General features: G+C 73.4%; 25 protein-coding genes and 1 other RNA gene. 18 read left to right on the forward strand and 8 right to left on the reverse strand.

The window, feature by feature from the left end:
* Nucleotides 1–33 precede the first annotated feature (33 nt).
* The 6 genes from ACQXVK_RS15830 (at nt 34) to ACQXVK_RS15855 (ending at nt 6693) form a co-directional block, all read left to right on the forward strand.
* A complete protein-coding gene (locus tag ACQXVK_RS15830) occupies nt 34–1518 on the forward strand; it encodes a reverse transcriptase domain-containing protein (RefSeq protein WP_430854207.1) in 1485 nt (494 codons plus the stop codon).
* A gap of 627 nt (nt 1519–2145) precedes the next feature.
* Nucleotides 2146–2508 (forward strand): carboxymuconolactone decarboxylase family protein, encoded by a 363-nt coding sequence (locus tag ACQXVK_RS15835; protein WP_430854208.1) that lies wholly within the window; start codon nt 2146–2148, stop codon nt 2506–2508.
* A 12-nt stretch (nt 2509–2520) separates the two neighbouring features.
* Nucleotides 2521–3717: an LLM class flavin-dependent oxidoreductase gene (locus ACQXVK_RS15840; protein WP_430854209.1), complete on the forward strand. Its 1197-nt coding sequence runs from the start codon at nt 2521–2523 to the stop codon at nt 3715–3717.
* Complete coding sequence (locus ACQXVK_RS15845; protein ID WP_430854210.1) at nt 3714–5075, forward strand: NtaA/DmoA family FMN-dependent monooxygenase; 1362 nt, start codon at nt 3714–3716, stop codon at nt 5073–5075. Before ACQXVK_RS15840 ends, ACQXVK_RS15845 begins: the two co-directional genes overlap by 4 nt.
* Complete coding sequence (locus ACQXVK_RS15850) at nt 5072–6226, forward strand: LLM class flavin-dependent oxidoreductase (protein ID WP_430854211.1); 1155 nt, start codon at nt 5072–5074, stop codon at nt 6224–6226. Before ACQXVK_RS15845 ends, ACQXVK_RS15850 begins: the two co-directional genes overlap by 4 nt.
* A gap of 317 nt (nt 6227–6543) precedes the next feature.
* Nucleotides 6544–6693 carry a hypothetical protein gene (locus tag ACQXVK_RS15855; RefSeq protein ID WP_430854241.1) on the forward strand — a complete coding sequence of 50 codons (150 nt, stop codon included), beginning with the start codon at nt 6544–6546 and terminating at the stop codon, nt 6691–6693.
* A 221-nt stretch (nt 6694–6914) separates the two neighbouring features.
* Here the strand turns inward: ACQXVK_RS15855 and ACQXVK_RS15860 are convergent, their stop codons facing one another.
* From ACQXVK_RS15860 to ACQXVK_RS15870, 3 genes are all read right to left on the reverse strand, one after another.
* The gene (locus ACQXVK_RS15860) at nt 6915–7931 is read right to left on the reverse strand and encodes an ABC transporter substrate-binding protein (protein WP_430854212.1); all 1017 of its coding nucleotides are present in this window, start codon (nt 7929–7931) and stop codon (nt 6915–6917) included.
* Nucleotides 7932–8009: 78 nt separating this feature from the next.
* Entirely contained in the window at nt 8010–8783 is a 774-nt protein-coding gene (locus ACQXVK_RS15865) for an amino acid ABC transporter ATP-binding protein (protein WP_430854213.1), read from the reverse strand.
* The gene (locus ACQXVK_RS15870) at nt 8783–9910 is read right to left on the reverse strand and encodes an amino acid ABC transporter permease (RefSeq protein WP_430854214.1); all 1128 of its coding nucleotides are present in this window, start codon (nt 9908–9910) and stop codon (nt 8783–8785) included. Before ACQXVK_RS15870 ends, ACQXVK_RS15865 begins: the two co-directional genes overlap by 1 nt.
* Nucleotides 9911–10042: 132 nt before the next feature.
* On the opposite strand from ACQXVK_RS15870, the gene ACQXVK_RS15875 reads away from it, so the two are divergent.
* Both ACQXVK_RS15875 and ACQXVK_RS15880 read left to right on the forward strand, forming a co-directional pair.
* Nucleotides 10043–10294 carry a DUF4287 domain-containing protein gene (locus tag ACQXVK_RS15875; protein ID WP_430854215.1) on the forward strand — a complete coding sequence of 84 codons (252 nt, stop codon included), beginning with the start codon at nt 10043–10045 and terminating at the stop codon, nt 10292–10294.
* An 81-nt stretch (nt 10295–10375) separates the two neighbouring features.
* Nucleotides 10376–11347: a hypothetical protein gene (locus ACQXVK_RS15880; protein ID WP_430854216.1), complete on the forward strand. Its 972-nt coding sequence runs from the start codon at nt 10376–10378 to the stop codon at nt 11345–11347.
* A gap of 18 nt (nt 11348–11365) precedes the next feature.
* Here ACQXVK_RS15880 and ACQXVK_RS15885 read toward each other — a convergent pair whose 3' ends face one another.
* Nucleotides 11366–11938, reverse strand: a complete 573-nt coding sequence (locus tag ACQXVK_RS15885) for a GIY-YIG nuclease family protein (protein ID WP_430854217.1) — start codon at nt 11936–11938, stop codon at nt 11366–11368.
* Between the two features lie 66 nt (nt 11939–12004).
* Complete coding sequence (locus ACQXVK_RS15890) at nt 12005–12850, reverse strand: siderophore-interacting protein (RefSeq protein WP_430854218.1); 846 nt, start codon at nt 12848–12850, stop codon at nt 12005–12007.
* Between the two features lie 74 nt (nt 12851–12924).
* On the opposite strand from ACQXVK_RS15890, the gene ACQXVK_RS15895 reads away from it, so the two are divergent.
* The 10 genes from ACQXVK_RS15895 (at nt 12925) to ACQXVK_RS15940 (ending at nt 23405) form a co-directional block, all read left to right on the forward strand.
* Nucleotides 12925–13626 (forward strand): heme oxygenase (biliverdin-producing), encoded by a 702-nt coding sequence (locus tag ACQXVK_RS15895; protein ID WP_022907238.1) that lies wholly within the window; start codon nt 12925–12927, stop codon nt 13624–13626.
* 135 nt (nt 13627–13761) lie between these two features.
* A complete protein-coding gene (locus ACQXVK_RS15900; RefSeq protein WP_430854219.1) occupies nt 13762–16419 on the forward strand; it encodes a phosphoenolpyruvate carboxylase in 2658 nt (885 codons plus the stop codon).
* A 143-nt stretch (nt 16420–16562) separates the two neighbouring features.
* The gene (locus ACQXVK_RS15905) at nt 16563–17783 is read left to right on the forward strand and encodes a multidrug effflux MFS transporter (RefSeq protein ID WP_402262438.1); all 1221 of its coding nucleotides are present in this window, start codon (nt 16563–16565) and stop codon (nt 17781–17783) included.
* Nucleotides 17784–17839: 56 nt separating this feature from the next.
* Nucleotides 17840–18178 (forward strand): STAS domain-containing protein, encoded by a 339-nt coding sequence (locus ACQXVK_RS15910; RefSeq protein ID WP_430854220.1) that lies wholly within the window; start codon nt 17840–17842, stop codon nt 18176–18178.
* Nucleotides 18175–18588 (forward strand): ATP-binding protein, encoded by a 414-nt coding sequence (locus tag ACQXVK_RS15915; protein ID WP_402262441.1) that lies wholly within the window; start codon nt 18175–18177, stop codon nt 18586–18588. Before ACQXVK_RS15910 ends, ACQXVK_RS15915 begins: the two co-directional genes overlap by 4 nt.
* Before the next feature lie 205 nt (nt 18589–18793).
* Entirely contained in the window at nt 18794–19753 is a 960-nt protein-coding gene (locus tag ACQXVK_RS15920) for an AraC family transcriptional regulator (protein WP_430854221.1), read from the forward strand.
* 45 nt (nt 19754–19798) lie between these two features.
* Nucleotides 19799–20341 carry an RBBP9/YdeN family alpha/beta hydrolase gene (locus tag ACQXVK_RS15925; protein WP_430854222.1) on the forward strand — a complete coding sequence of 181 codons (543 nt, stop codon included), beginning with the start codon at nt 19799–19801 and terminating at the stop codon, nt 20339–20341.
* Between the two features lie 231 nt (nt 20342–20572).
* Nucleotides 20573–21724: a hypothetical protein gene (locus ACQXVK_RS15930; RefSeq protein ID WP_430854223.1), complete on the forward strand. Its 1152-nt coding sequence runs from the start codon at nt 20573–20575 to the stop codon at nt 21722–21724.
* A gap of 98 nt (nt 21725–21822) precedes the next feature.
* The gene (locus ACQXVK_RS15935) at nt 21823–22668 is read left to right on the forward strand and encodes a Nif3-like dinuclear metal center hexameric protein (RefSeq protein ID WP_430854224.1); all 846 of its coding nucleotides are present in this window, start codon (nt 21823–21825) and stop codon (nt 22666–22668) included.
* A gap of 2 nt (nt 22669–22670) precedes the next feature.
* Nucleotides 22671–23405 (forward strand): zinc ribbon domain-containing protein, encoded by a 735-nt coding sequence (locus ACQXVK_RS15940; RefSeq protein ID WP_430854225.1) that lies wholly within the window; start codon nt 22671–22673, stop codon nt 23403–23405.
* A gap of 811 nt (nt 23406–24216) precedes the next feature.
* Here the strand turns inward: ACQXVK_RS15940 and rnpB are convergent.
* The 3 genes from rnpB to map all read right to left on the reverse strand — a co-directional run bounded on the left by rnpB (nt 24217) and on the right by map (nt 26359).
* Nucleotides 24217–24575: RNase P RNA component class A (rnpB, locus tag ACQXVK_RS15945), an RNA gene on the reverse strand.
* 148 nt (nt 24576–24723) lie between these two features.
* Nucleotides 24724–25473 (reverse strand): polyphosphate--glucose phosphotransferase, encoded by a 750-nt coding sequence (ppgK, locus tag ACQXVK_RS15950; RefSeq protein ID WP_022906369.1) that lies wholly within the window; start codon nt 25471–25473, stop codon nt 24724–24726.
* A 22-nt stretch (nt 25474–25495) separates the two neighbouring features.
* Complete coding sequence (gene map / locus ACQXVK_RS15955; protein WP_430854226.1) at nt 25496–26359, reverse strand: type I methionyl aminopeptidase; 864 nt, start codon at nt 26357–26359, stop codon at nt 25496–25498.
* Between the last annotated feature and the right edge of the window lie 70 nt (nt 26360–26429).

The raw sequence follows: 26429 nt of genomic DNA on the forward strand, positions 1-26429 counted from the left end.
CCGTCCGTCAGCGGGTCGCCGTAGGGTGAGCGCGTGGAGTTCCCGGGGGAGGCGGCCGACGCGCGTGACGCGTCGACCTCTCCGGGGTCACCCCGGGGCACGCAGGACCAGCAGGACGACACGCCCCGAGCGGGACGGCGCGCTCCGCGCGCGACGCCGCACGGAGGCACCGACGGGTCCTCCGGGAACCCCACGCCCCTCACCGTCGTCGCCGGCGCCCTCGCCGACGCGTTCCTCGCCGCCGAACACTGGCGACCGGACGACCTGACCGCCGCCGGCTGGGCCGTGGTCGGCGTCGAGCGCGCCTACGTCGGACTCGCTGTCGCCGCGGCCTTCGCCGCCTACCCGCGGCCACCGGTCGACGCACCCCGGCAGCTCGCGGCGGTGCTCGAGGCGTCGCCGCGCCTCGCCGAGCTGCACCGCGCCCGCGAGGCCCGTCGTCCGGTGCGGGTCCTCGTGCGTCGGGCGACCGCGGTCCGGGCCCGGCCGGAGACCACGAGCCGACTGCTCGTCGACACCCTCCCGGAGCTGGCACGGGAGCTCGACCTGACCGTCGGCAGGCTGCTCTGGCTCGCGGACACCCGCGGATGGAACCGCCGGGCGGGTGCCTCGAGCCCGCTGCACCACCACCGGCACGAGTGGGTTCGTCGCCCGGGTCGGACGCCCCGCCTGCTCGAGAAGCCGATGGACTTGCTCCGGCGCACGCAGCGGACGATCCTCGACGAGCTCCTCACCGCCCTGCCCGTGCACGACGCGGCGCACGGCTTCGTCGGCGGTCGCAGCGTCGTCACCGGGGCCGCGCTGCACACCGGACAGCAGGTCGTCGTCACCGCCGACCTGACGTCGTTCTTCGCGAGCGTCACCGCTCCCACCGTGTACGGCGTCTTCCGCACCGCGGGCTTCGCGGAGCCGCTCGCGCACGTGCTCACCGGGGTCTGCACGAACCGGGTGCCCGTGCACGTGCTCAGCGCGATGCCGGACGGCGGGACGCCCGAGGAGCGCCAGGTGCTCCGCAGCATGCTCCGCGAGGCGCACCTGCCCCAGGGCGCACCGACCTCACCCGCCCTGGCCAACACCGCGCTGCGACACCTCGACGCCCGCCTCGCCGGGTGGGCGGCTTCGGTCGGCGCGGTCTACACGCGGTACGCCGACGACCTGACGTTCAGCGGGGACGACCGACTCGCTGCACGACCGGACGCCTTCCTGCGCGGCGTCGACCGGATCGTCACCGAGCAGGGACTCCGGCTGAACCCGTCGAAGACCCGGGTGCGGCGACGGGGCTCGCGACAGTCGGTCACCGGGGTCGTCGTCAACGAGCGGACGTCTCCCGGTCGGCGCGAGGTGGACCGGCTGCACGCGATCCTGCACAACGCCGCCGAGCACGGCCCGGCGTCGCAGGACCGTGCCGGGCACCCCGACTTCCGGGCACACCTGCTCGGACGGATCGGCTGGGTCGAGCAGGTGCACCCGGGGCGCGCCCGGCGTCTGCGCGAGGAGTTCGCCCGCATCGTGTGGTGACCCCGGGCTGCTCGTACGCGGGTGTGCCTCGCACGGTGCGAGTTTGTTCCGTGGGTGCGGGGTTGCCCGCTTGGTGCGAGCTTGTAGCGGCGCACGGGGCGGGCAAGCTCGCACGGAGTGGCGGACGTCGCACCGTGCGGCGAGGCGGTGTGGCGGTTCGCACGGTGCGTGCTCGTTCACCGGGTGCGAGGCTGATCGCTCGGTGCGGGGTTGTAGCGGGGCACGGGGCGGGCAAGCTCGCACGGAGTGGCGGGCGTCGCACCGTGCGGCGCGGCGGTGGGGCGGTTCGCACCGTGCGGGCTCGTTCACTGGGTGCGAGGCTGATCGCTCGGTGCTGGCTTGTAGCGGCGCACCCAGCGTGCAAGCTCGCACGGGGTGGCGGAGGTCGCACCGTGCGGCGCGGCGTCCAGACCCCTGCCCGCCGCTCCGGCCCGCCGCCCCACCCCGCCTGCCCGCACTCCCCACCCCGCCCGCCCCCGCACCACCCACCCCACCCCACCCCGCGCATGACGCCCGGTGACGCCACGCGGCGCCGACCTCGCAGACACCACGTCACACGGGGCAACGCCCGGTCACGCTCCGCAACACCCGTCGCCCCGGAGCACGGTCGGACGTAGCGTCGCCGACATGACCGACTACCTCGACCGCGAGCACGACAAGACCTTCACGAAGGTCTACAAGCAGCAGACCCCGGACATCCTCTCGGCCTTCGTGCAGTTCGACGAGTCGGTGTTCCGGGCCGAGGGGCGCGAGATCCCGCTGAAGTACCGGGAGCTCATCGCACTGGCGGTCAGCATCACCACGCAGTGCGTCTACTGCATCGACGGCCACAGCCAGCGCGCGGTCACGGCCGGCGCGAACGAGGCCGAGCTCGCCGAGGCCGCCTGGGTCGCCACGGCCATCCGCGCCGGCGGCGGGTTCGCCCACGGCCGCCTCGGCTTCAAGTTCGGCGCCGACGCCGCGGCTCCCTCGGAATCCCACTCTCACTAGGAAGCGCACTCCATGCCCGACCGCACCACCCTCGTCACCGCCCTGCAGGGCGCCGGCTGGCACCCCGCCGCCTGGCGCACCGCCGGTCCGGCTGCCAAGCGACTCACCAGCCTCCGGCACTGGCGCGACGTCGTCGTCGAGCAGGACCGGCTCGGCATCGACGCCGTGACGATCGAGGACTCCTTCACCGCCGGTCCGGTGGACGCGGCCGGCGAGCTCGACACGAGCACGGTCGTCGGCCGCCTCGACGCCCTCCTCGTCGCGAACGCGGTCGCACCAGCGACCCGCGCCCTCGGGTTGGTGCCGACCGTCTCGGTGACGCACACCGAACCGTTCCACGTCGCCACGGGCCTCCAGACCCTCGACCACGTCTCGCAGGGGCGAGCCGGGTGGCGGATCCAGGTGAGCCCGACGCCCCGCGAAGCAGCGCTCTTCGGGCGACGTCCCGGCGGCGACGACGCGTCCGTCCTCTTCGCCGAGGCACGCGAGGTCGCCGAGGTCGTCTCCCGCCTCTGGGACAGCTGGGACGACGACGCCATCATCCGCGACGTCACCACCGGCCGCTTCATCGACCGCGACCGCATCCACAACGCCGAGTTCGAGGGGTCCTTCGTCTCGGTCCACGGCGCGTCGATCGTGCCGCGGTCGCCGCAGGGCCGTCCGCCGGTCTTCTCGCTGGCACACCGCGCGGACGCGGCCGCCTTCGCCGTCGACGTCGCGGACGTCGTCCTGGTCACCCCCGGCTTCGCCGGCCGGGAGGCGCGGGACCTGATCGACGAGGTCCGTCACCTCGAGCAGGCGGCAGGGTCGGACGTCCGCCGTCCGGTCCTCGCAGACCTCGCGGTGCTCATCGGGTCGTCGACGGCCGAGGCCGAGGACGAGCTCGCCGCACTCGACGCGGCCGCCGGCGCGCCGTACGCGATCGGTACCGGCTCGGACACCTCGGTCCTCGCGACGACGGTCGCCGACCTCGTCGCCCTCATCGCTGACCTGGGCACGCTCGGGTACGCGGGCGCCCGGCTCCGTCCGCTGCGCATCCCGGTCGACAGCACCGCGATCGCCCGGCAGCTCGTGCCGGCGTTGGTCACCGCGGGCCTCCGCGCGGACGTCGCCTCCCGCCCGACCGCCGACCTCCGCACGAGGCTCGGCATCGCACCGGCCGTCAGCCGGTACACCCGCACGACGACTGCCCAGGGGGTCTCAGCATGAGCGCCAAGCGTCAGGTCCACCTCGCCGCCCACTTCCCGGGCGTCAACAACACCACGATCTGGAGCGACGACCGCGCCGAGAGCCAGATCGCGTTCTCGTCCTTCGAGCACTTCGCCCGGAACGTCGAGCGCGGGTTGTTCGACTACCTGTTCCTCGCCGAGGGGCTGCGGCTCCGCGAGCAGAAGGGCCGCATCCACGACCTCGACGTCGTCGGGCGCCCGAACACGCTCGCGATCCTCGCCGCCCTCGCCGGGGTCACCGAGCACATCGGGCTCGTCGGCACGCTGCAGACCACGTTCAACGAACCCGTCGAGCTCGCGAAGCAGCTCGCAACGCTCGACCACCTCACGGACGGGCGCGCGGGGTGGAACGTCGTGACCAGCTCGGACGCGTTCCACGGCGCGAACTTCCGTCGTGGCGGGTTCCTGGACCGCGCCGACCGGTACACGCGGGCGGCGGAGTTCATCGAGCTGTCCCGCGAGCTCTGGGACTCGTGGGAGTCCGACGCCGTCGTGGCCTCGGCCGTGTTCGCCGACCGCTCCCGGATCCGCGACGTCGACCACCACGGGCCGCAGTTCGACGTGACCGGGACGTTCCCGGTGCCCCGGAGCCCGCAGGGGCGGCCGGTGGTCGTGCAGGCCGGGGACTCCGACGAGGGGCGCGACCTCGCCGCGGCGCACGCCGAGGTGATCTTCTCGCTGCACACCGAGTTCCACGACGCCCAGGGCTTCTACCGCGACGTCACCGGACGACTCGAGCGGGTCGGTCGGTCGGAGGACGAGCTGCTCGTCATGCCGGGCGCCACCTTCGTCATCGGAGCCACCCCGGCCGAGGCGGACGAGCGGGCACGGGCCGTCCGACGCGCCCAGGTCAGCCCGGCCACGGCCATCGCGTTCCTCGAGCAGGTCTGGAACCGCGACCTGTCCGCCTACGACGTCGACGGTCCGCTGCCCGACGTCGAGCCGGACCTCGAGGGCGCCGCGATCACCCGCGGCCGCGCACGGCACACCCGGGACGTGCCGGCACTCGTGCGGTCGTGGCGCGACCGCGCCGAGGCCGAGCACCTCTCCATCCGCGAGCTCGTCATCGCGGTGTCGACGCGCGGTGGGTTCGTCGGGACGCCGTCCCACATCGCCGCCGAGATCGACCGGTACGTCCAGGAACGTGCGACGGACGGCTTCGTCGTGGTCCCGCACACCAACCCGTACGGCCTCGACGAGTTCGTCGACACGGTCGTCCCGCTGCTGCAGGAGCGCGGGGTGTACCGGCAGTCCTACGAGGACGGTGCGACCCTCCGCGAGACACTCGGCCTGCCCGGGACGGTCCGGTCTGGCGAGCGGTCGGGGGTGCTCGCATGACGACCGTCCCCCTGTCGGTCCTCGACCTCGTCCCGGTCAGCGCCGGGTCGACGCCCGCCGAGGCCCTCCACCGCACCATCGACCTCGCGCAGCACGCCGAGCGCGCCGGCTACGCCCGGTACTGGCTCGCCGAGCACCACCTCAACCCCGGGGTCGCCGGCAGTGCGCCGACGATCGTGATCGGTGCGGTGGCCGCAGCGACCTCGACCATCCGGGTCGGCAGCGCCGCGACCCTCGTCGGCAACGTCCGGGGGCTGCAGATCGCCGAGACATTCGGCACGCTCGCCGCGCTGCACGGCCCGCGGATCGACCTCGGGCTCGGCCGCTCCGGTGCCCCCGCGCCCGGTGCGCCGAAGCCGCCGTCCCTCGCGCCGCGCCGGGACGAGGTCGTGGACGGGCTCCTCGTCCCGGCACCGTTCGACTTCCGGATCGCCCCGCGGAGCCGGTTCGCGCTGCAGGGGGAGCTGCTCGGCCGGGTCCCCGGGGACGTCGACCGGTTCGAGGGCGAGCTCGACCTGATCCGGGCGCTGTTCGCCGGCACCTGGTCGAGTGACGGCGCGGTCGTCGAGGCACCGCCCGCCACCGGCGCCCCCGTCGAGCTCTGGATCCACGGCTCGACCGGCGGCGCGAGCGCGCGGGCCGCCGGAGCGCTCGGCCTGCCCTACGGCGCGAACTACCACACGTCGCCGGGCACCGTCCTGGCGTCGGTCGAGGCGTACCGCGCCGCGTTCCGCCCCGGCGTCCTCGACACCCCGCACGTCATCGTGTCGGCCGACGTCGTCGTGGGCCGGGACACCGCCGAGGCGTCCGAGCTCGCCCTCGGCTACGCCCAGTGGGTGCACTCGATCCGCTCGGGCGTCGGGGCGATCGCGTACCCGACCCCGGCCTGGGCACGGGAGCACCCCCTGGACGACGCGCGGGCGGCATCGGTCGCCGACCGCCTCGCCACCCGGTTCGTCGGCGACGCAGCGTCGGTGGCGGACCAGCTGGAGACGCTGCGCCGGGTGACGGGAGCGGACGAGCTCCTCGTCACGACGATCACGCACGACCACGCCGCGCGGGTGCGCTCCTACGAGCTGCTCGCGGCGGAGTGGGCGCGACGTGCCGGGCAGGCGGTGTCGGCCGCCGTGCCGGCCGCGGCGGCGCGTTGATGCGGTTCGAGCGCGCCTGCGCCGGCCGTCGCGGCCTGAGACACGACTGATCGACGAACGGGAGGCGCGGTGTCGGCTGGCACCGCGCCTCCCGTCCGCCGTGCGTGCGCGTCTCGACGCGTGCGGTGCAGGCGGGCCCTTCGGGTCGCCGGGCGAGCACCATGGAGGCCGAGGCGTGAGGAGGGTGTGACGCAGCGCACCCTCCACGGCTGGAAGACGTACGACGTGTTCGCTCCGTGATGGGGTGCGCAGGTCGGTGACGGCGGGTCCGGCGACGCCATCAGCTCGAAGCCGGAGGACCTGGTCTCGAGCACGAGCTGGTCGACGAACTCGACCTGGTGCGGTTCCCGGTGGTCCTCGGCGAGGGAGAACCGTTCTTCCCGTCGCACGGCCCGGACCTCGCTCTCGAGCTGCTGTCCCACCGGGTGTTCCGGACGGGGGTCGTCGCGCGCGGGGGCGTCGGATGAGCGGGGCCACCGACTCGATGCGACGTCGTCGTCATCGTCCGACATCGACCATGTCGCTGACCCGCGTCCGCGGATGTGCGCGTGCGCAACGGGCGACGGAGTCGCTGTCGTACGACGTCGACCTTGTCGTTCCGGGGCCGCGTCCGTGCCGCATCCGTGGGCCACGCACGACGACACCCCCGCGGCCGGATCGGCCACGGGGGTGTCGGACGGAGCACGGGTCAGCTGTTGGCGAGCGGAAGGCCCTCCGGGTTCACGTCCGAGTTCTTCACGGCTTCGTTCGAGAGGTTGTACGCCTGCAGCCACTTCGCGTAGGTGCCGTCCGCGATCAGCTCGTCGATGGCGGCGGCCACGGGCTTCGCGAGCCCGCTGTCCTTCTTCGTGGTCGCGGCGATCAGACCCTGCAACGACGAGCCCGCGCCGGAGAACGTGCCCGCGGTCTTCGTCGGCTTCGCGCCGCCCGTGCTCTGCTTGTTCTGGTACGCGATGGTCGGGTTCGGACCGAAGTACGCGTCGATCTTCCCCGAGTCGAGCGCGAGCTTGATCGCGTTGCCGTCGGGGTAGTACTTGACGGTGAAGTCCTTGCCCTCGGCCTGGAGCTGCTTCTGCCACTCGAGCAGGATCTTCTCCTGGTTGGTGCCGGAGCTCACCGCGACGGTCTTCCCGGCGAGGACGGACGGGTCACCGTCGAACGTCCACGAGGCCGACTCGAGCACCTGGAACGCGAGGTTGTCCTGACGGTACGACGCGAAGTCGTACTTCTCCTTGCGCTGCTCGGTGACGGTGATGTTCGAGAAGCCCGCGTCGTACTTGCCGCTGTCGATCCCCACGAAGAGGTTGTCCCAGGTCGCGTTCTGCACGTCGGCCTCCAGCCCGAGCTTCGCGGCGACGAGCCGTCCGAGGTCCGGCTCCGAGCCCGTCAGCGTCTTCTGGTCGTCGCCGGTGAACGCCAGGGGCGGGAACCCGGACGGCAGTGCGCCGATGCCGATGGTGAGCGTGCCGGACTGCTTGACCTCGGCCGGGAGTTCGTCGTGGAGCTTCGTGTCCTCCTCGACGGTGAGCGTCGTCTCGGTCGCCGCGCCGTTGGCGTGGGCACCGATCGTGACGGTCCCGTCGGCATCGGTGGAGGTGCCGGCCGAGGCGTTCGCGGCGCAGCCGGCCAGTGCGACGACGACGCCGGTGGCGAGGACGAGGGCGCCGGCGCGGTGACGCCAGCGGGACGGGGTGGTAGTGGGCATGGTTCTCCTGGGTCGTGATCGGGTCGCGATCGGGTCGCGATCGGTCGGGGTGCTGTGGGGTGGGACGGAACGGGGAGGTCAGCGGACGCGGGACAGGAAGTCGCGCGTGCGGGGGTGCTGCGGGTCGTCGATGACCTGCGCGGGCGGGCCCTCCTCGACGATGCGGCCGTGGTCGAGGAACACGACGTGGTCGGCGACCTCGCGGGCGAAGGCGACCTCGTGCGTCACGATCACGAGCGTCGTGCCGGACGCGGCGAGGTCCGCGATCACGCCGAGCACCTCGCCGACCAGCTCCGGGTCGAGCGCCGAGGTCGGCTCGTCGAGGAGCACGACCGAGGGCTCGAGCGCCAGCGCGCGGGCGATCGCGACGCGCTGCTGCTGCCCGCCGGAGAGCTGGCGCGGACGGGTCGCCCCGCGGTCGCCAAGGCCGACCCGTTCGAGCAGGTTCTGGGCACGGGCCTTCGCGGTGGCGGCGGGGACGCCCGCGGCGATCGGTCCCTCGGCGACGTTCTCGAGGGCCGTCAGGTGCGGGAACAGGTTGAAGTGCTGGAACACGAACCCGATCCGGGAGCGCTGCCGCAGGATGCGTCGCTCGGGCAGCTCCTTGTAGCGGGGGACACCGTCGCGGCCGGTCCGCACCCGGACACCGATGGTCTCGCCGCCGACGGTCACGACGCCGCGGTCGAGGGGCTCGAGGTGGTTGATCGCCCGCAGCAGCGTCGACTTGCCGGACCCGGACGGGCCGAGGATCACGGTGACGCTCCCGGACGGCAGCGTCAGGTCGACGCCGTCGATGACGACGTGCTCGCCGAAGGCCTTCACGGCCCCGTGGATGCCGATGCTCGCGCTCATCAGATCGCCCTGTCGTTCGTGGTGGAGGTACCGGAGGCGACCGCACGCGCGGCCGCGGCTGCGTCGGCGCGGCGACCCGCGCCTCCTGGCCCGTCGCCGGGACGGCCGCCCCGGCCGCGCCCGGAACCACGGCGCACCGCGGACCGCAGCCGCTGGAGGGGCGTCGGCGGCAGCGTGCGGACCGAGCCGCGCGCCGTCCACCGCTCGACGTAGTACTGCGCGACCGACACGGCGCTCGTGAGGGCGAGGTACCAGATCGTCGCCACCACGAGCAGCGGGATGATGTCGGTCGGGTAGGTGCTCGACAGGTTCTGCACGACGCCGAACAGGTCGAGCAGTGACACGTAGAACAGCAGCGACGACGCCTTGAGCAGCCCGACGATCTGGTTCACGAACGCCGGCACGATCGAGCGGAGCGCCTGCGGGAGGATCACCCGGACGAACTGCCGCCGCCGGGGGAGGCCGAGCGCCTGGGCGGCCTCGTGCTGGCCGTGGTCGACGGCGAGCACCCCGGCGCGGACGATCTCGGACGCGTACGCGATCTCGCTGAGGCTCAGGCCGATCACACCGATCGCCAGGTCACCGAGGACGTTCGCGGTGGGGACCTCGAACTGCGGGCCGAACGGGATGCCGATGCCGATCGTCGGGTACAGCGACCCGAGGTTGTAGAGGAAGACGAGCACGAGGATGAGCGGCACCGAACGGAACAGCCACACGTACCCCCATGCCAGGCCGGACAGCACCGGGTTCCGCGACAGCCGTGCGATCGCGACGACGATCCCGCCGGCGAAGCTGATCAGCGCGCTGAGGGCTGTCGCCACGAGCGTCAGCTGCAGGCCCGTCAGGACGGCCGGGCTGAACAGCCACTTCCCGACGGCGGGCCAGCCCCACTGCTCGTTCGTGAACAGCGTCTCGACGAAGTTCAGCAGCACGACGAGCACCAGCGCCGCGGCGATCCACCGCAGTGGGTGGCGCAGCGGGACGACGGGCCGGTCGAGCGCGGCGCGTCCGGCCGCGTCGATGGTCGGGTCGGTCCCCGGCCGGGAGGCGCGGCTCGCGTCGGTCGCGCCGGTCGCGCCGTCGACGTCGGTCGCGTGCCGTGGCGGGGCCTCGGTTGTGTCGGTCATGCCGCGACGGTAGGAGCTGTCGGCGTGCCCCGACAACGCCCGTCGCAACACACCGGCACGGGAGGGAACGCGGCGTCACACGTGCCGCCCGGATGACGCTCCGTGACGCACGCCGGGGGCTATCGTGACGCCATGACCGCACACCGCGTGACCGCTCCGGAGCCCGCCGCCGACGGCAGCACGCCGAAGGGGCCGGCGTCGTACTTCCCGAGCATCGAGAAGACGTACGGTCGCCCGGTGCAGGAGTGGCTCGACCTCGTCGCCGACCGGCTGGACGACCACCGGCACATGGAGGTCGTCGGCTGGCTGAAGGCCGAGCACGGCATGGGGCACGGGCACGCGAACGCCATCGTCGGGTACGTGCGGAACGCCCTCGCCGGCTGACGGCCGTGCCCGTCGCCGTCGCCGTGGTGGTCGGCGCGGGCGGGTCGGGCGGTTGTCGGTGGTGCTGCCTAGCGTGAGGGCGTGGCCGAAGCCGTCGACGCGTGGTGGCGCCGCCGACAGTGGTCGCGCGGCGTCCCGGTGCCGTACGCCGTGGGCGAGTTCCGCGCTGAATGGTCCTCGTACCCGGTGCTCGTCCGGCAGTACCACCCGGAGTGGAACCACGGTGTCGTCCTCAGTCAGGTGCCGCCCGCTGCCGAGGTCCTGCTGACGTGGGAGTGCGACGTCGGACACGTGTTCGTCGCGACGCCGGCCGAGCAGCGCTCCCGCCCCGGCCGTGAACGGCGCCGGTCGGTCTGGTGCCCCGAGTGCGCCGTGCAGGCGCAGCCGCAGCGCTGGCCGGTGCTGCCCGCGGACTGGCCGAGTGCCGTGCCGACCCCGCAGCGGGTGGTGCGGGTGACCGGTCGGCAGACCCTGCCGGCGGCCCCGGCCAGGGGCGTCCCCGCGGGTGCGGTCGCGTCCTCGCGGTCGGGTCCTCGACGCCCGGACCCGGGAGCACCCCGCAGGCCCCGTGCCGCGGGGGTCCCGCGGTCGATCTGCCCGAAGACACCGCGGCTGCCATCGGGGGAGTCGTTCACGAGCGTCTGCGCCCCGGCGACGGCGTCCGCGGTCGAGGCCGAGCTGCGAGCGGCCCTGGCGGAGCGGTTCGCCTTCACGTTCGACCACTCCGCGATCCGGCTCGACCGGCCCTTCTTCGACCACGTCGAGGTGTGGCCGGACGTCATCCTGCCGGAGCTCCGTGTCGCGATCGAGTACGACTCCACCGGTCGGCACGGCCTCGAGCACGTCGGGCCCCGGCAGGAGACCGACCGCCGGAAGGACCGGGCGGTGCGCGGCGTCGGCTGGGAGGTCGTGCGCGTCCGCACCGGGCGGCTGCAGGCCATCGGGCCGTACGACCTCGAGGTCTCCGGGATCTCCGGCCGGACGATCGCCCGCCTGGTCGACACGCTGCGCGAGGTCCGCGGCGCCCTGTTCGTCGACGCGTACGCGCGCTGACGCGCGGGCGGCCGGGCGTCAGCCGCGCAGTGCCAGCGCCTCGCTCGTCCACCGGGCGTGCAGCTCCCACGGGTCGCTCACCCCGGCGGACACGACGGCGACGTGCTCGAGCAACTCCGGCGTCACCCGGAACCACTCGGTGCCCGGGTACCGCGTCGCCCGGAACTGCCCGTGCCGCCGTCGCTCGAGCGTCCGGTCGCCGCGCTCGAAGCCGAGCAGGTCCTGGTGCGGGATCGCCGCCAGCCGCTGGCGCGGGTTCGTGGTCGTCCCGATCTTGATCCGGTCGCCGAAGTCGTCCCGCATCCGCAGGTAGTAGACGACGTCGACGCGGGGCGGTGCGAGGTCCCCGTCCGGTACCTCACCCCATCGCCACTCGCACCGCGCGCACACCGCGCCGGACGGGAAGCGCACGCCGACCCGTGCGCCGCAGACCGTACACGGGCCGGGGAGCACGTCCTCGACGCCGGGGTGCTCGGCGGCGGCGTCGGCCACGAGCAGGGCGTGGGTGCCGCACAGCGGCACCGCCGGCACCGTCCACCCGGGGTCGGCACCGGCGTCGCAGCCGGGCACGCAGCACGAGAGGGCGACCATGCCCGGAACGCTATCCCGACCCACCGACGCCAGCCGCGCCTCCCGACCGGCCACCGCGACGCGCGGTCACTCCGTGAAGATGACCCCGATCGGCTCGCGCTTCTCCTCCTGGAACCGGTCCTCGGCACGGCCGAGCGCCCAGTACGCGGACAGCGACATCTCGGACTTCTCGAGCCCCCAGTCGTCCTGCAGCAGCCGTCGGATCGCCTTCATCGCGGTCCGCTCACCGTGCGCGAACACCTGCACCGGCCGGGAGGCGCGTTCCAGCGAGCGGGCCGCCTCCAGCAGGAGCGTGCCCGGCTGGGCGCCGGTGGCGTCGCGGTGCAGCCAGCGCAGGTCGACCCCGGCCGGGTGCGCGACGGCCTGCTCGTCGGCGGGACCGGCGACCTCGACGAGGGCGACGCCGGTGGCGGTGTCGGCCATCGCCTCGAGCGCGGCGGAGATCGCGGGCAGGGCGCTGTCGTCGCCGAGCAGCACGTGCGTGACGTCCGGGTCGTCCGAGGGCGTGTAGCCGCCGCCGGGGCCGGAGAGCGCGAGCAGGTCGCCAGGCTCGGCCGAGGCGGCCCACGGTCCGGCGAGGCCCTCGTCGCCGTGCACGACGAAGTCGACGGCGATCGTCCGCGCGTCGTGGTCGACCGCGCGGACGGTGTACGTGCGCCGTGCCGGGCGGTCGTGCTTCGGCAGGCTCTCGCGGAGGGACTCGAGGTCGTACGGCGGCGTGAGCCCGAGCGACGGCTTCGCGAGCAGGAGCTTCACGTACTTGTCCGTCGTGCGGAGCCGCTCCGGGTCCGCGGCGCCGACGAACGCGTCGAAGGCGGGACCACCGAGGTGGACGCGGACCATGTGCGGCGAGAGGCGTTCGGTGCGCTGGACGACGAAGACGTGCTGGGGACGTGCGGGTTTCGAGCTCATCGGTGCGAGCTTCCTCTCTCGACTTCTGGGTGCGCTGTGCTTGACGCGCAGGTGACTGAGGTTAGCCTTACCTCATGGACGACACCGTCACCCCGTTCTCCGAGCTGCTGCGCCGCCGCACCCGTCGGACGCAGGGCTCGACGGACGGGGTCGGGTTCATGCCGGACCTGCTCGCCGGACGCTGCGACGTCGCCGAGTACGCGGCGCTGCTCGGACAGTACGCGTTCGTCTACGACGCCCTCGAGCGTGCCGCGGAACGGATGGCGGACCACCCCGTGGCGGCCCCGTTCGTCACCTCGCAGCTCACCCGCATGCCGGCCATCCGCGCCGACCTCGAGTACCTGATCGGTCCGGACTGGTCCGAGCTCGTGTGCCCGCTGCCGGAGACCACCGCCTACGTCCGACGCCTGAACGAGGTCGCGGCCACCTGGCCCGGCGGCTTCGTCGCGCACCACTACACGCGGTGCCTCGGCGACCTGTCCGGCGGACGGCTGATCGGCGGGCTGCTCGCCGAGCAGTTCGGCTTCGAGACGAACGGCGTCCTCTTCTACATCTTCGACCAGGTGGCGGACCCGCGGGCCTTCGAACGGACGTACCGGGAGCAGCTCGACGCCGCCCCGTGGTCGGCCGGAGAACGCGAGCGGGTGATCGCCGAGGTCGAGCTCGCCCACCGGCTCGACAGCGGTCTGCTCGCCGGGCTCGACGCGACGCGCGGCCCCGCCGTCCGGCGCCCGGCGGCCGGGCACGCGGGCGGCGACGTCGCCGCGACCGCGTGAGCGCTCCGACCTGATCCCGGCCCGGTCCCGGGCGTGCAGGCGGTCCGTCCGGACGGTTGTCGTCACCGTCCCCGGTGGGCCGATACGCTGCTGGGATACCGGGACGATGCGCCCGGCCGACCCGGAAAGGACCACATGACGGCGATCGACGGTCAGACGCGGCACGGACGCGCGCGGGACGACGTCAGCGGCGCGGTCGACAGCGACCTGCGTTCCGACGTGCGGTACCTCGGCAAGCTGCTCGGACGGGTGCTCCGCGAGACCGGCGGCGAGGACCTGCTGCACGACGTGGAGAGCCTCCGCGCGGCGGTCATCGACGCGTACGAGGGTGGCGAGGCCACCGGGGCCGCCCGGGCCGAGGCCATCGTCGCGGAGCTGTCCGCCGAGCGTGCCGAAGCCGTGGCCCAGGCCTTCACCACGTACTTCCACCTGACGAACCTCGCCGAGGAGCACCACCGCGTGCGCGTGCTCCGGCACCGCGGGGACGACGGCGGGCTCGCCGGTGACTCGTTCCCGGCGACCTACGCCTCGCTCGTCGAGCAGCTCGGCGACGAGGCCGCTGCCGCCCGGCTCCGCGAGCTGCGGTTCCACCCGGTCCTCACCGCACACCCGACCGAGGCCCGCCGGCGCGCGGTGACCACGGCGGTGCGGCGCATCACCGACCTCATCGACGAGCGCGACCGGACGACGAACGCCACGGCCCTCGCCGAGAACGAGCGACGCCTGCTCGAGGAGATCACCACGCTCCTGCGCACCTCGCCGCTCCGCACGACCCGGCCGACCCCGCTCGACGAGGTCCGCACGGCGATGAGCGTGTTCGACCAGACGCTGTTCGAGATCGTCCCGCAGGTGTACCGCCTGCTCGACGACCGACTGCTCGGCGACGACGCCGGCCGGGTGCCCGTCACCGCACCGGCGTTCGTGCGCTTCGGCACCTGGATCGGCGGCGACCGCGACGGCAACCCGCACGTGACCGCGGACGTCACCCGCCAGGCGGCGGAGATCGCGGCCGAGCACATCCTGCTCGGGCTGTCCCGTGCCGCGACCCGCATCGGCAGCACCCTCACGCTCGACGCGAGCGAGACCCCGGCCGACGCCGGCCTGACCGCGCTCGTCGCCGCGCAGGAGTCCCTCGACCCGGGGATCGCCGAGCGCATCGGCGTCCGCGCACCGCACGAGACGCACCGACGGGCGCTCCTCTTCGTCGCCGCCCGCATCGACGCCACCCGCCGGGGCGAGGCGGACCTGGCCTACCCCGGTCCGGAGGCACTCCTCGCCGACCTCCGCACCATCCAGACCTCGCTCGTCGCGGCCGGTGCCACGCGCCCGGCGAACGGCGAGCTGCAGAACCTCGTCTGGCAGGTCGAGACGTTCGGGTTCCACCTCGCCGAGCTCGAGGTCCGCCAGCACTCGCAGGTGCACCGGAACGCCCTCGCCGAGATCCGCGCCGGTGGCGAGCTGAGCGAGACCACGGAAGAGGTCCTCGCCGTCTTCCGCACGATCGCCGAGCTGCAGGCCCGCTACGGCGTCCGCGCCGCCAACCGCTACATCGTGTCGTTCACGCAGTCGGCGGCGGACCTCGCGAACGTCCACGAGCTCGCCGTCGCCGCGCTCGGGTCCCCAGAGGCCGCACCGGTGCTCGACGTGATCCCGCTGTTCGAGACCTTCGCGGACCTGCACGCCAGCGTCGACATCCTCGACGAGGCCGTCCGCACCGAGCCGTTCCAGCGTCGTCTCGCCGCGACCGGTCGGCGACTCGAGGTCATGCTCGGCTACTCCGACTCCTCGAAGGACGTCGGCCCGGTTTCGGCGAACCTCGCGCTCTACGACGCCCAGGCCCGGATCGCCGACTGGGCGAAGCAGCACGACGTCGAGCTGACGCTGTTCCACGGCCGCGGCGGCTCGCTCGGCCGTGGCGGCGGCCCGGCGAACGAGGCCGTGCTCGCGCAGCCCCGTGGCTCCATCGACGGGCGCCTCAAGCTGACCGAGCAGGGTGAGGTCATCTTCGCCCAGTACGGCGACAAGGACATCGCGGCCCGGCACCTCGAGCAGATGGCCTCGGCCACGCTGTTCGCGTCGTCCCCGTCGAACGAGGACCGCACCGCCGTCGCCGCCACGCGCTTCGCGGACCTGGCGCAGCAGCTCGACGACGTCTCGCGCGAGGCCTTCTACGGCCTGGTGAAGGCCGACGGGTTCGCCCCGTGGTTCGCACGCGTGACCCCGATGGAGGAGATCGGTCTCCTGCCGCTCGGCTCCCGCCCGGCCCGCCGCGGGCTGAGCGTCGAGTCGCTCGAGGACCTCCGCGCGATCCCGTGGGTGTTCTCGTGGACGCAGGCCCGCATCAACCTCGCGGGGTGGTACGGCCTCGGTTCCGCGCTCGAGGCCGTGGGCGACGTGGAGCTCCTCCGCACCGCGTACACCGAGTGGCCCCTGTTCGGCGCCATGATCAAGAACGTCGAGATGTCCCTCGCGAAGACCGATGAGCACATCGCCCGTCGGTACCTCGAGCTCGCCGACCGTGACGACCTCGCCGCCAAGGTGCTCGACGAGATGCTCCGCACGCGCGAGTGGGTCCTGCGGGTCTCGGGCGGGAGCGACGTCCTCGAGGACCGTCCCGTCCTCGCCCGCGCCGTCCGGCTCCGCAGCCCCTACGTCGACGCGCTCTCGCACCTGCAGCTCCGGGCGCTCCGCGCGATCCGCACCTCGGGCAGCACGGACCCGACGGACGGTGACCACCGGCTGCTCCTCCTCACCGTGAACGGGATCGCGGCCGGCCTGCAGAACACGGGCTGATCCGCGCGGACCGGCCGACGGTCGTCGACGCGGCCGAGTCGGTCCAGGAGGCGCGGTGCCAGCCGGCACCGTGCCTCCTGTCCGTGCCGATGCGGGTCCGCGCCCCTTGTCGAATCGATTCGGGGGCGCGTAGCGTTGCCGACGTGACGACGGAGCGCACCGGATCGACCAGGCCGACCACGAGCCTGCCGCCGATCCTGCCGCTCGCCCTGATCGTCGGCGTCTCGCCGTTCGCGACCGACATGTACATCCCGGCCCTGCCGGCGATCGCGCGGGACCTCGGGACGACCCCGGGTGCCGTCCAGCTGTCCCTGACGGCGTTCCTCGTCGCGTTCGCGGTCGGCCAGCTGCTCGCCGGTCCCGTGAGCGACGGCATCGGCCGGCGTCCGCTGATGCTCGTCGGCACGGCGGTCTTCGCCGTGGCCTCCGTCGGCTGTGCGCTGGCGCCCGACGTCGGCACGCTCGTCGTGGCACGGGTGTTCCAGGGGCTGGCGGGGGCGGCCGCCGCGGTCGCCGGACGGGCCATGGTCTCCGACGTGGTCGGCGGTCCGCGCATGGCGAAGGTGTTCGGGACGCTCGCGGCCATCAACGCGATCGGGCCCGTGGTCGCGCCGCTGGCCGGGGGAGCGGTGCTGACGATCGGTACCTGGCGGCTCATGTTCGTCGTGCTCGCGGTGCTCGGCACCGTCTTCTTCGTCGCGGTCGTCGTCCGCTTCCACGAGACGCTGCCGCGGGCGTTCCGCGGTGGGGTGGGGCTCGGTGCGAACTGGGCGCGCATCCGTGAGCTGATGGCGATCCCGCGGTTCCGTGCGTACGTCCTGACCGGGGTGCTGTCGACGATCGGGTTCTTCGCGTACATCGCCACCAGCTCGTTCGTCTTCCAGACGGGGTTCGGGTTCTCCGAGGGGATGTACACGCTCGTGTTCGCCACGAACGCCTCGATGATGATCGTCACGACGCTCGTCTTCCGGCGCGTGGTCGGCCGGTTCTCCGAGGACGCGCTGCTCTCGTCCGGGCTGGCGCTCGGCACCCTCGGCGCGACCGGCGTGCTCGTCTCCGCCCTCGTCGGGGCCGGGCCGGTGGCGGTCTGGGTCTGCCTCGCGGTCGTGACCGCCGCGTGGGGGTTCGTGCTCCCGGCGGCGATGACCCGGACGCAGCACGTCGGTGCCGCGCACCCCGGGACCGCCGCGGCGCTGCAGGGCGGGTTGACGTTCGGCCTCGGTGGGCTCGGCACGCCGCTCGCGGGGGCGCTCGGCGGGACGGCGGTCGCGATGGGCGCGGTGATGGCGGTGCTCATGGCCGCCGCGGTCGTCGTGCAGCTCGCGGCGACGCGGCGGGACGGACGAGCCTCGACGAGTTCGTGACCCGGACCCGGTAGGTTGCTTGGTGCACCCATGCACCGACACCAGGAGGCACCGACATGGACATCGTCGTACACGAAGCGAACGCGGGTTCCGCCGTGCTCGAGTGCAGCGGCCGGCTCAACATGGTGTCGGCGCCGACCTTCCGCGAGACCGTCGCCAAGGTCGTCGGCGAGGGTCGGAACCGCGTGGTCGTCGAACTGTCCGGCGTGGAGTTCATGGACTCCTCCGGGCTCGGCGCGCTCGTCGGGTCGCTGAAGGCCGCGCGACAGGCCGGGGGCGACCTCCGCATCGCGGCGCCGTCCGACCAGGTCGAGATGGTCCTCAAGCTCTCCAACATGGACAAGATCCTCCGCACGTACCCGGACGGGGACGCCGCGGTGACCGACTGGGCATGAACGCCGCCGTGGGCGGGCACCGCCTCGACCTGGCGTGTCCGCCGGACGACGTCACGGCGGTGCACACGTTCCTCGCGGGCGTGTGGGACACCGAGCCGACCCTCTCGGCCGAGGACCGGATGGCCCTCGAGCTCGCGCTCGTCGAGCTCACCTCGAACGTCATCGAGCACGCCGCGGCCGGTCGTGGCGTGTCGTGCTCGCTCCGGCTCGACGTCGGGTCCGACGCGGTCGAGGTGCACCTGACCGACGACGGCGTCCCCGTCCCGATCGATCCGTCGGCCGCCCGGCTCCCCGACGCCCTGGCCGAGAGCGGGCGCGGGCTCGCCCTCGTGCAGATGGTCGTCGACGACCTGCGGTACGAGCGGGTCGCGGACCGGAACCGATGGACGGTGCGGCGCGGGCGGCACTGAGCGCCGTCGCCGTTGCGGTCGCGGCTGCTGCCGGTGCAGCGGCGGCGCCGGCGACCGTTCCGACGCCCGCGGATGCGGCCGGATCGAAAGGGGTGCTCGTCTCGCTCCGGCAACGTCGTCCGGATCGCGCACCCGGTGAGCCGGTATCCGCAATGCGTGCGTATCGATCCGCTGACTGGCGTGGCGTCGTGTCACGATCCAGTCGATGAACGCCGAGCCCGACCCCAGGATCAGTTTCGAGACGTCCGGGGCCGACCTCGAGGCGGCGATCCACATGTACGAGGACGCCTACGCGAGCGTGGGGTTCCGGGCACAGCGGACCGAGCGGCCGTTCGCCTACCGCTTCCGGGTCACCGGTGACGAGACGATGTCCTTCCGGTCCACGCGCTTCGACGCCCGGATGCAGGGGGAGCTCGAGGCCAGCGACGAGTACGTCGTCATGTGGCTCGCCGACGGCGGCGGGACCGTGGACGTCGGCCGGGACGAGGTCGCCTTCACGCCGGGCACGCCGATGATGTTCCCGACCGGCAGGCCGTTCGCGTTCGACCTGCAGGACGTCCGGCAGAGCCTCGTCCAGTTCGACCGCACGTTCCTCGAGCGGGTCGCGGCCGAGGAGCACGGCACGCAGCCGGCGCCGCTCGTCTTCGACCACACCACGCCGCCGCGACGCGAGGCCCTGCAGGGGTGGAACGCGCAGGTGCGTCGGGCTGCCGAGACCGTGCTCGGGGAGGCATCCGTGTCCCCGCTCGTCCTCGCCGAGACCGCCCGCGAGACCGCCCTCGCCCTGCTCCGCACGTTCCCGCACACCGTCCTCGCCCGCGACGTCGCCCTGCCCCAGGGTGCCACCGGGCGGGTGCGTGAGGCGGTCGAGTACATGCACGCGTTCGCGCACACGCCGATCACCACGACGGACGTCGCCGAGCACGTCGGACTGAGCGTGCGAGGGCTGCAGCAGGCCTTCCAGCGCCAGGTCGGTTCGGCCCCCAACGCGATGCTGCGCGGGATCCGGCTCGACCGCGTCCACGAGGAGCTCCGCCGTGCCGCCCCGGGCGAGGTCACGGTCGCTGCGATCGCCGTCCGGTGGGGGTTCGCCCACCTCGGACGCTTCTCCGGGGCCTACGCCGCACGCTTCGGCGAGTACCCGCGCGACACCCTGCACGCCTGACCCGCTCCCCGATACGCTTCGAGGGTGCAGTGACCTCGACCGTGGGTGATCGTCCCCGGGATCTGGAACTCCGACCCGGACCACTGGCAGTCGCGGTGGCAGGACGAACGGTCCGCCGCCGGTCCGGACGCCGGGGGCGTCGTGCGGATCGCACCGACGTCGTGGAGCGGACCCGACCCGGACGACTGGTCCGCCGCGATCAGCCGGGCCGTGGCGAGTGTCGACGAGCCGCCGCTGCTCGTCGCGCACAGCCTGGGCGTGCTCGCGGTCGCCGCGTGGCTCGGGCAGCCCGGACACGCCCCGGTGGCCGGTGCCTTCCTCGTCGCGCCGCCGGACCCGCTCGCCCCGGGGTTCCCGGCGGCTGCCGCGGGCTTCACCGGACCCGCTGCGCGGTCCGTGGTCCCGACGCGGCTCGTGGTCAGCGACGACGACCCGTACTGCACCGTCGACCGTGCGCTCGTGTTCGCCGACGCCCTCGGTGCCGACGTCGTCCGGGTGGGGGCGCTCGGCCACGTGAACGTCGCGAGCGGCATCGGAGCGTGGCCGGCCGGCCGGGCCCTGGTCGAGGACTTCGAGCGCACGCTCTGAGCCCTCCGCCGGTGCTTCCGCATCGGTCCGTACGGGTCCGTGCGCGTCCGTGCGGGTGTCCCGTGTGCCGTCGGTGTCGTGCCCCGCGGACGACTCCGCCGTGGCCGCGTCGCGGCGGCGTCCTGGTCTTCGTTCGACACGCCGTTCACGTTCGAGGCGATATGGCACGGACTCCGGCGACACACCGCGGATGTCCGCGGAGTTGAGCGTCGCGATATTTATGCTGCGGACATGGAAACGCAGTCCGGTGCACGCACCCCCCTCGTCGACCCGTTCGGTCGCGAGCTCGAGGAGTGGCTCCGTGACGCCCCGGCGACGCGCGCCCCGTACCTGTCGGACCTCGTGGTCCCGCCGGTCACCGGTCCCGTGCAGCGTCCGGACGCAGCGTCGGACGCCCCCGTCGAGTCCGCCACGACCGTCCCCGCTGCGGCCGACACCGCTGCGCCCGTCCCCGCCGACACCGCTGCGGCGCTGCCCGCCGCCGTCGAGCCGGCCGCCGTCGAGCCGGCCGCCGTCGAGCCGGCCGCCGTCGTCGACGCCGTGTCGACCGACGAGGTTGTGTCGGACGCCGCTGCATTCCGCCGTCCCCGGGACCGTGCCCGGCACGCAGCTGCGTGCGCCCCGTCCTTCCCCGAGCCGCCGGAGCGCATCGCCCTCCGCATCGAGGACCTCGCCGTCGAGGTGTCCTCGACCAGCGGGCGCACGACCATCGAGCGCATCGTGATCCTCGAGGACGAGGTCCGCCGTCGCGACGAGGACCTCGCGCGTCTCGCCGCGTGGGAGGCCACCGTCGCCGGACAGCGCGACCCCGAGGTCGAGGCCGCACGCGCCTTCGCCCACAGCGTCTTCGCGGACCTGCTGGCCGACGCCGCACTCGAGGCCGATCGTCTCGACCGTGCCGCGGCGCGTCGCGCCGCCACCGGGAGTGTGTCCGTCGCCGCCGTCCGGGCCGCCACCCCCGCTCCCGTCCGCCCGGCCGGCGAGCCGGGCGCGGCCGCCCCTGCGCTCGTCGAGGCGACCGACGTCGACGAGGTGATCGACGCCCCGGACGCGACCACGTCGGAACGCGAGGGCGCCGTCCGACCCGTGCTGTCCCTCCCGGTCGTCTCGCCGGTGTCCGCGAACACGCGACCGACGCCGCTCGTCCAGCCGGCGACCGGACCGACGGTCATCGACCGCGCCGCGTTCGCCGCCGCGCTCACGGCGCACGCCGGCGCGACGGCGAGCACGCCGGTCGTGCTGCCGGACGCCGTGGTGCCGCCGACCGTCGACGGTGCCGCCGCCCACGTCGCGACCGCCGACCACGCGTCGGCCGACCACGCGTCCGCCGGCTGGTGGACCCGGCTCGTGGCCCGCGTCCTCCGCGCGTTCGGTCGTCGCTGATCCCCGGTCGGTGTCGGAGGTCGTCCACAGGGGCGATCAGCACCGCCGTCGTCCACAGGACGCCCGGGGCCACCCGGTCGGCTCGGTAGACTGACGGGATGCCGACGCTCCGCCAACTCCAGGCCGTGATCGAGGACCTGTGGCCCGCCACCGGCGCGGAGTCCTGGGACTCCGTCGGGCTCGTCGCGGGCGACCCCGACCAGACCGTCGACCACGTGCACCTCGCGGTCGACGCCGTCCCGGCCACCGCGCGTGAGACGGTCGAGCTCGGTGCCGACCTCCTGCTCACGCACCACCCGCTGCTGCTCCGCGGGGTCACGACCATCGCCGAGTCGACCTACAAGGGCAGCGTGCTCGCCACCCTCGTGCGCGGCGGCGCGGCACTCGTCGCGGCCCACACCAACGCCGACGTCGTCACGACGGGCACATCGGCCGTGCTCGCCGACCGGCTCGGGCTGACCGACCAACGACCCCTCGAACCCGGCACGGACCCGTCGACGGGCATCGGTCGTGTCGGCGAGCTCGCCGAACCGACCACCCTGGGGGCGCTCGCCCGTGCACTCGTGGACCTCCTGCCCGGCACCGCGACCGGTGTCCGCGTCGCGGGGGACTTCGAGCAGCCGATCCGGTCCGTCGCCCTCTGCGCCGGTGCCGGTGACGCCTACCTCGGGCACCCCGCCGTGCTCGGGGCCGACGTGTACGTCACGAGCGACCTCCGTCACCACCCGGCGTCCGAGTTCCGCGAGCAGGCGCTGCTCGGCGGCGGGCCGGCCCTCATCGACACCTCGCACTGGGCCACCGAGTGGCTCTGGCTCGACGTCGCCGCCGAGCAGCTCCGCCGTGCGGCGGGCGTCCGCGTCACCGTGAGCGACCTCCGCACCGACCCGTGGGACTTCGCCGTCCTGCCGGCGGCCGAACCCACCAACGACACACAAGGAGTCTGACCATGAAGGCAGCACCCGAGGACCAGGTCATCCTCCTCGACGTCCAGCGCCTCGACAACGACGTCACCCGCATTGCGCACCGCATCACGTCGCTGCAGAAGGGCGACCGACTCACCGAGCTCAGCACGGCGGCGGCGGGTCTCCGTGCCCAGCTCGCGGCGGCCACGGGCGAGGTCGAGGACGCCGAGCGCGAGCTCGCACGCCTCGAGTCCGACACCGCCACGGCACAGGCCCGGGTCGAGCGCGACACGACGATGCTCCAGAACGTGTCGAGCGCGAAGGACGCCGCGGGTCTGCAGAGCGAGCTCGAGTCGCTGCAGCGTCGCATCGGCGACCTCGAGACGGCCGAGCTCGAGGTGATGGAGCACCTCGACGGCTTCCGCGCCCGGGTCGGCGACGTCGAGGCGCAGCTCGCCGACGTCGAGGCCCAGCGCACCGGGCTCGTGGCCGAGCGCGACGCCGAGATCGCGCGGCTCGAGGCCGATCGCGAGTCCGCCACGCAGAGCCGCGCCGCCGTCGCCGCGAAGGTGCCGGCGGAGCTCCTCGCGCTCTACGACCGGCAGCGGGCGCGCTACGGCTTCGGTGCGTCGTTGCTGCAGGGTGGCGTGTCGACGGCCTCCGGCGTCACGCTGACGAACTCCGACCTGCAGACGATCCGGCGCGCGGCGCCCGACGACGTGGTGCTGTGCCCGGACAGCGACGCGATCCTGGTGCGGACGGCAGAATCCGGGCTGTAGTCGCTGGCCGCGGTGCGGACACGGGAGGCGCGGTGCCAACGGGCACCGCGCCTCCCGTGCGTCCGGGGTGGGTGCGGGCGGGATTGGCGCGGGCGGCGCGGGCGGCGCGGGCGGGCGGCGCGGGCTGGCGCGGGCGGGATCGGCGCGGGGTCGTGCACGGCCGCTGCCCGCACGGTGCGCGCTTCGTCAGCCGGTGCGCCGCTGCCAGCTCCGTGGCAGGTTGAAGAGGCGCACGGAGCGGTCAACCCGGCACGGGTTGGCGTACCGCGCACGGTGCGCTGCGCTCCGCGGCACGCGGGCTGTCGCCGCGGCGGCAGTGAGGCGCGATGCGGGCGCACACCGTCCCTACCCTTCCGTCCGCCGCGACACACGTCGAGAGCGCAAGGTGCGCGCTTTGTCAGCTGGTGCGCCGCTGCCAGCTCCGTGGCAGGTTGAAGCGGCGCACGGAGCGATCAACCCGGCACGGGTTGGCGCACCGCGCACGGTGCGCTGCGCTCCGCGGGCGCTCGGGCTGTCGCCGCGGTGGACGGGAGGCGCGGTGCGGGTGCGCACCGTCCCTCCCGTCCGCAGCGACGCACGTCGTGGCGACCGCACGGTGCGCGCTTCGTCGTCCGGTGCGGCGCTGCCATCTAGGTGGCAGGAGGAAGCGGCGCACCCATCGGGCAACCCGGCACGGGTTGGCGCACCGCACACGGTGCGAGGGAGCGCCGCACACGGTGCGAGGGAGCGCCGCACCGCGTGAGCGCGCGCGCAGGAGCCCGCGCGAGCGCCCAAGCGCCCGCGCGCGCCGCCCACCGGCAAGTACGGGGTGCGAACGGGCCGGCCGTACGCCGGGTTCTGTCCCGCCGCAAGCGGCGGTGACGGCCATCTCTCTCGGACCGACGTTGCCGTCGGCCTCCAGCGGTCTACCCGAGGACTCGGCGAGCAGCCTCTGCGTCCTCTGTCTGACCTTGCTCCGGGCGAGGTTTACCGAGCGGATCCGGTCACCCGGACCCCTGGTGGTCTCTTACACCACCGTTTCACCCTTACCGACGTCGCCGCCGGCGGTCTGCTTTCTGTGGCACTGTCTCGCGGATTGCTCCGGGTGGGTGTTACCCACCGCCCTGCTCTGTGGAGCCCGGACGTTCCTCGGCACTCCCGGGGGAGTGACGCGACCGTCTCACCGACCCGTTCGCGATGACGAGTCTAGCGGGCACGGACGCCGAGGTCGCCCGAATTGCTGTCCGGCCGAGACGCGAACGGCACCTCGTGCGACCTCGACACGAAGCACGCGGCGTGTCGTGCGCCGTCGACGTCCGGGCGCGCCAGCGCAGACGTGTCAGGCGCTCTTCGCGGCGAGGGTCGCCGCGCCGATGATGCCCGCGTTGTTCCGGAGCGTCGCCGGGATGATGTCCGCCTGCAGGTCGAGCAGCGGCAGGAACTCCTCGTACTGCTTCGACACTCCGCCGCCGACGACGAAGAGTTCCGGGGAGAGCAGGGCCTCGAGCGTCGAGTAGTACTTCTGCAGCCGCTTCGCCCAGTGCTTCCAGGACAGGTCGTCGCGCTCCTTGGCGGCGAACGAGGCCCGCGACTCGGCGTCGTGCCCGTCGATCTCGAGGTGCCCGAGCTCCGAGTTCACGATGAGCACACCATCGTTGATGAGCGCGGTGCCGATGCCCGTGCCGAGGGTGGTGACGACGACGAGGCCGTCCTTGCCCTTCGCCGCACCGAACTGCTGCTCGGCGAACCCGGCGGCGTCGGCGTCGTTGACGAAGTGGATGGAGCGGCCGAGTTCCTTCTCGAAGAGCGCCTCGGCCTCGAAGCCGATCCACTTCTTCGACACATTCGCGGCCGACATGGTCTTGCCGTCGCGGACGATCGCGGGGAAGCAGACCCCGACGGGGACGTCCGAGGCCGGGGCGAGCTCCTCGAGGATGGACGCGGCGACGGCGACGATGTCGTGCGGCTTGCCGCCCTCCGGCGTGGCCTTCTTGATCCGGTCGGTGGTGAGTTCGCCGGTGGAGACGTCGACGATCGCGCCCTTGATGCCCGTACCGCCGATGTCGACGCCGACTGCGAGGGAGGTCATGAGGAGCCTTTCGGTGTGGATGTCAGGAGACGGTGAGGAGTTCCGCGCCGCGCTCGGTGACGACGAGGGTGTGTTCGAACTGTGCGGTCCACGACTTGTCGCGGGTGGAGACGGTCCAGTCATCGGCCCAGATGTCCGCGTCGATGCCGCCGAGCGTGAGCATGGGCTCGATCGTGAACACCATGCCGGGCTCCATGACGTCGTCGAAGCGCGGGGCGTCGTAGTGGGGGATGATCAGCCCGGAGTGGAACGCGCGGCCGACGCCGTGGCCGGTGTAGTCGCGGACGACGCCGTAGCCGAAGCGCTTCGCGTACGCCTCGATCGCGCGGCCGATCACGTTCACCTGCCGCCCCGGGGCGACGGCCTTGATGCCGCGCTCGAGCGCGAGCCGCGTGCGGGTGACGAGGTCCTCGACCTCCTGTGATGCCTGACCGACGATGAAGGTGCGGTTCGTGTCCCCGTGCATCCCGTCCTTGTAGGCGGTGATGTCGATGTTGACGAGATCGCCCTCCTGCAGGACGGTGTCGTCGGGGATGCCGTGGCAGATGACCTCGTTGAGGCTGGAGCAGAGCGACTTCGGGTAGCCGCGGTAGCCGAGCGTCGACGGGTAGGCGCCGTGTGCGACGACGAACTCGTGGCCGATCCGGTCGAGCTCGTCGGTCGTGACACCGGGACGGATCGCTCGGCCGACGGCGTCGATGGCCTGCGAAGCGATGCGTCCGGCGACCCGGATCCGCTCCACCTCGTCGGGGGTGTACGTGTCGCCGAGGCCGTGCTCGTGCGGCTCGGCCTTCCCGACGTACTCCGGGCGCTCGATGTCCTTCGGGACGGACCGCTGCGGGGAGATGCGGCCGGCGGCCAGGTGTCCGTGTTCGTCCCGGGGCATGCCGACCACTCTAGTCGGGGCCGCGCACCGCGCGGACGCGTGAGGCGGGGTGCCGACGTGACGGCCTGGA

This window comes from Curtobacterium sp. AB451, from assembly GCF_050585845.1.
Taxonomy (GTDB): domain Bacteria; phylum Actinomycetota; class Actinomycetes; order Actinomycetales; family Microbacteriaceae; genus Curtobacterium.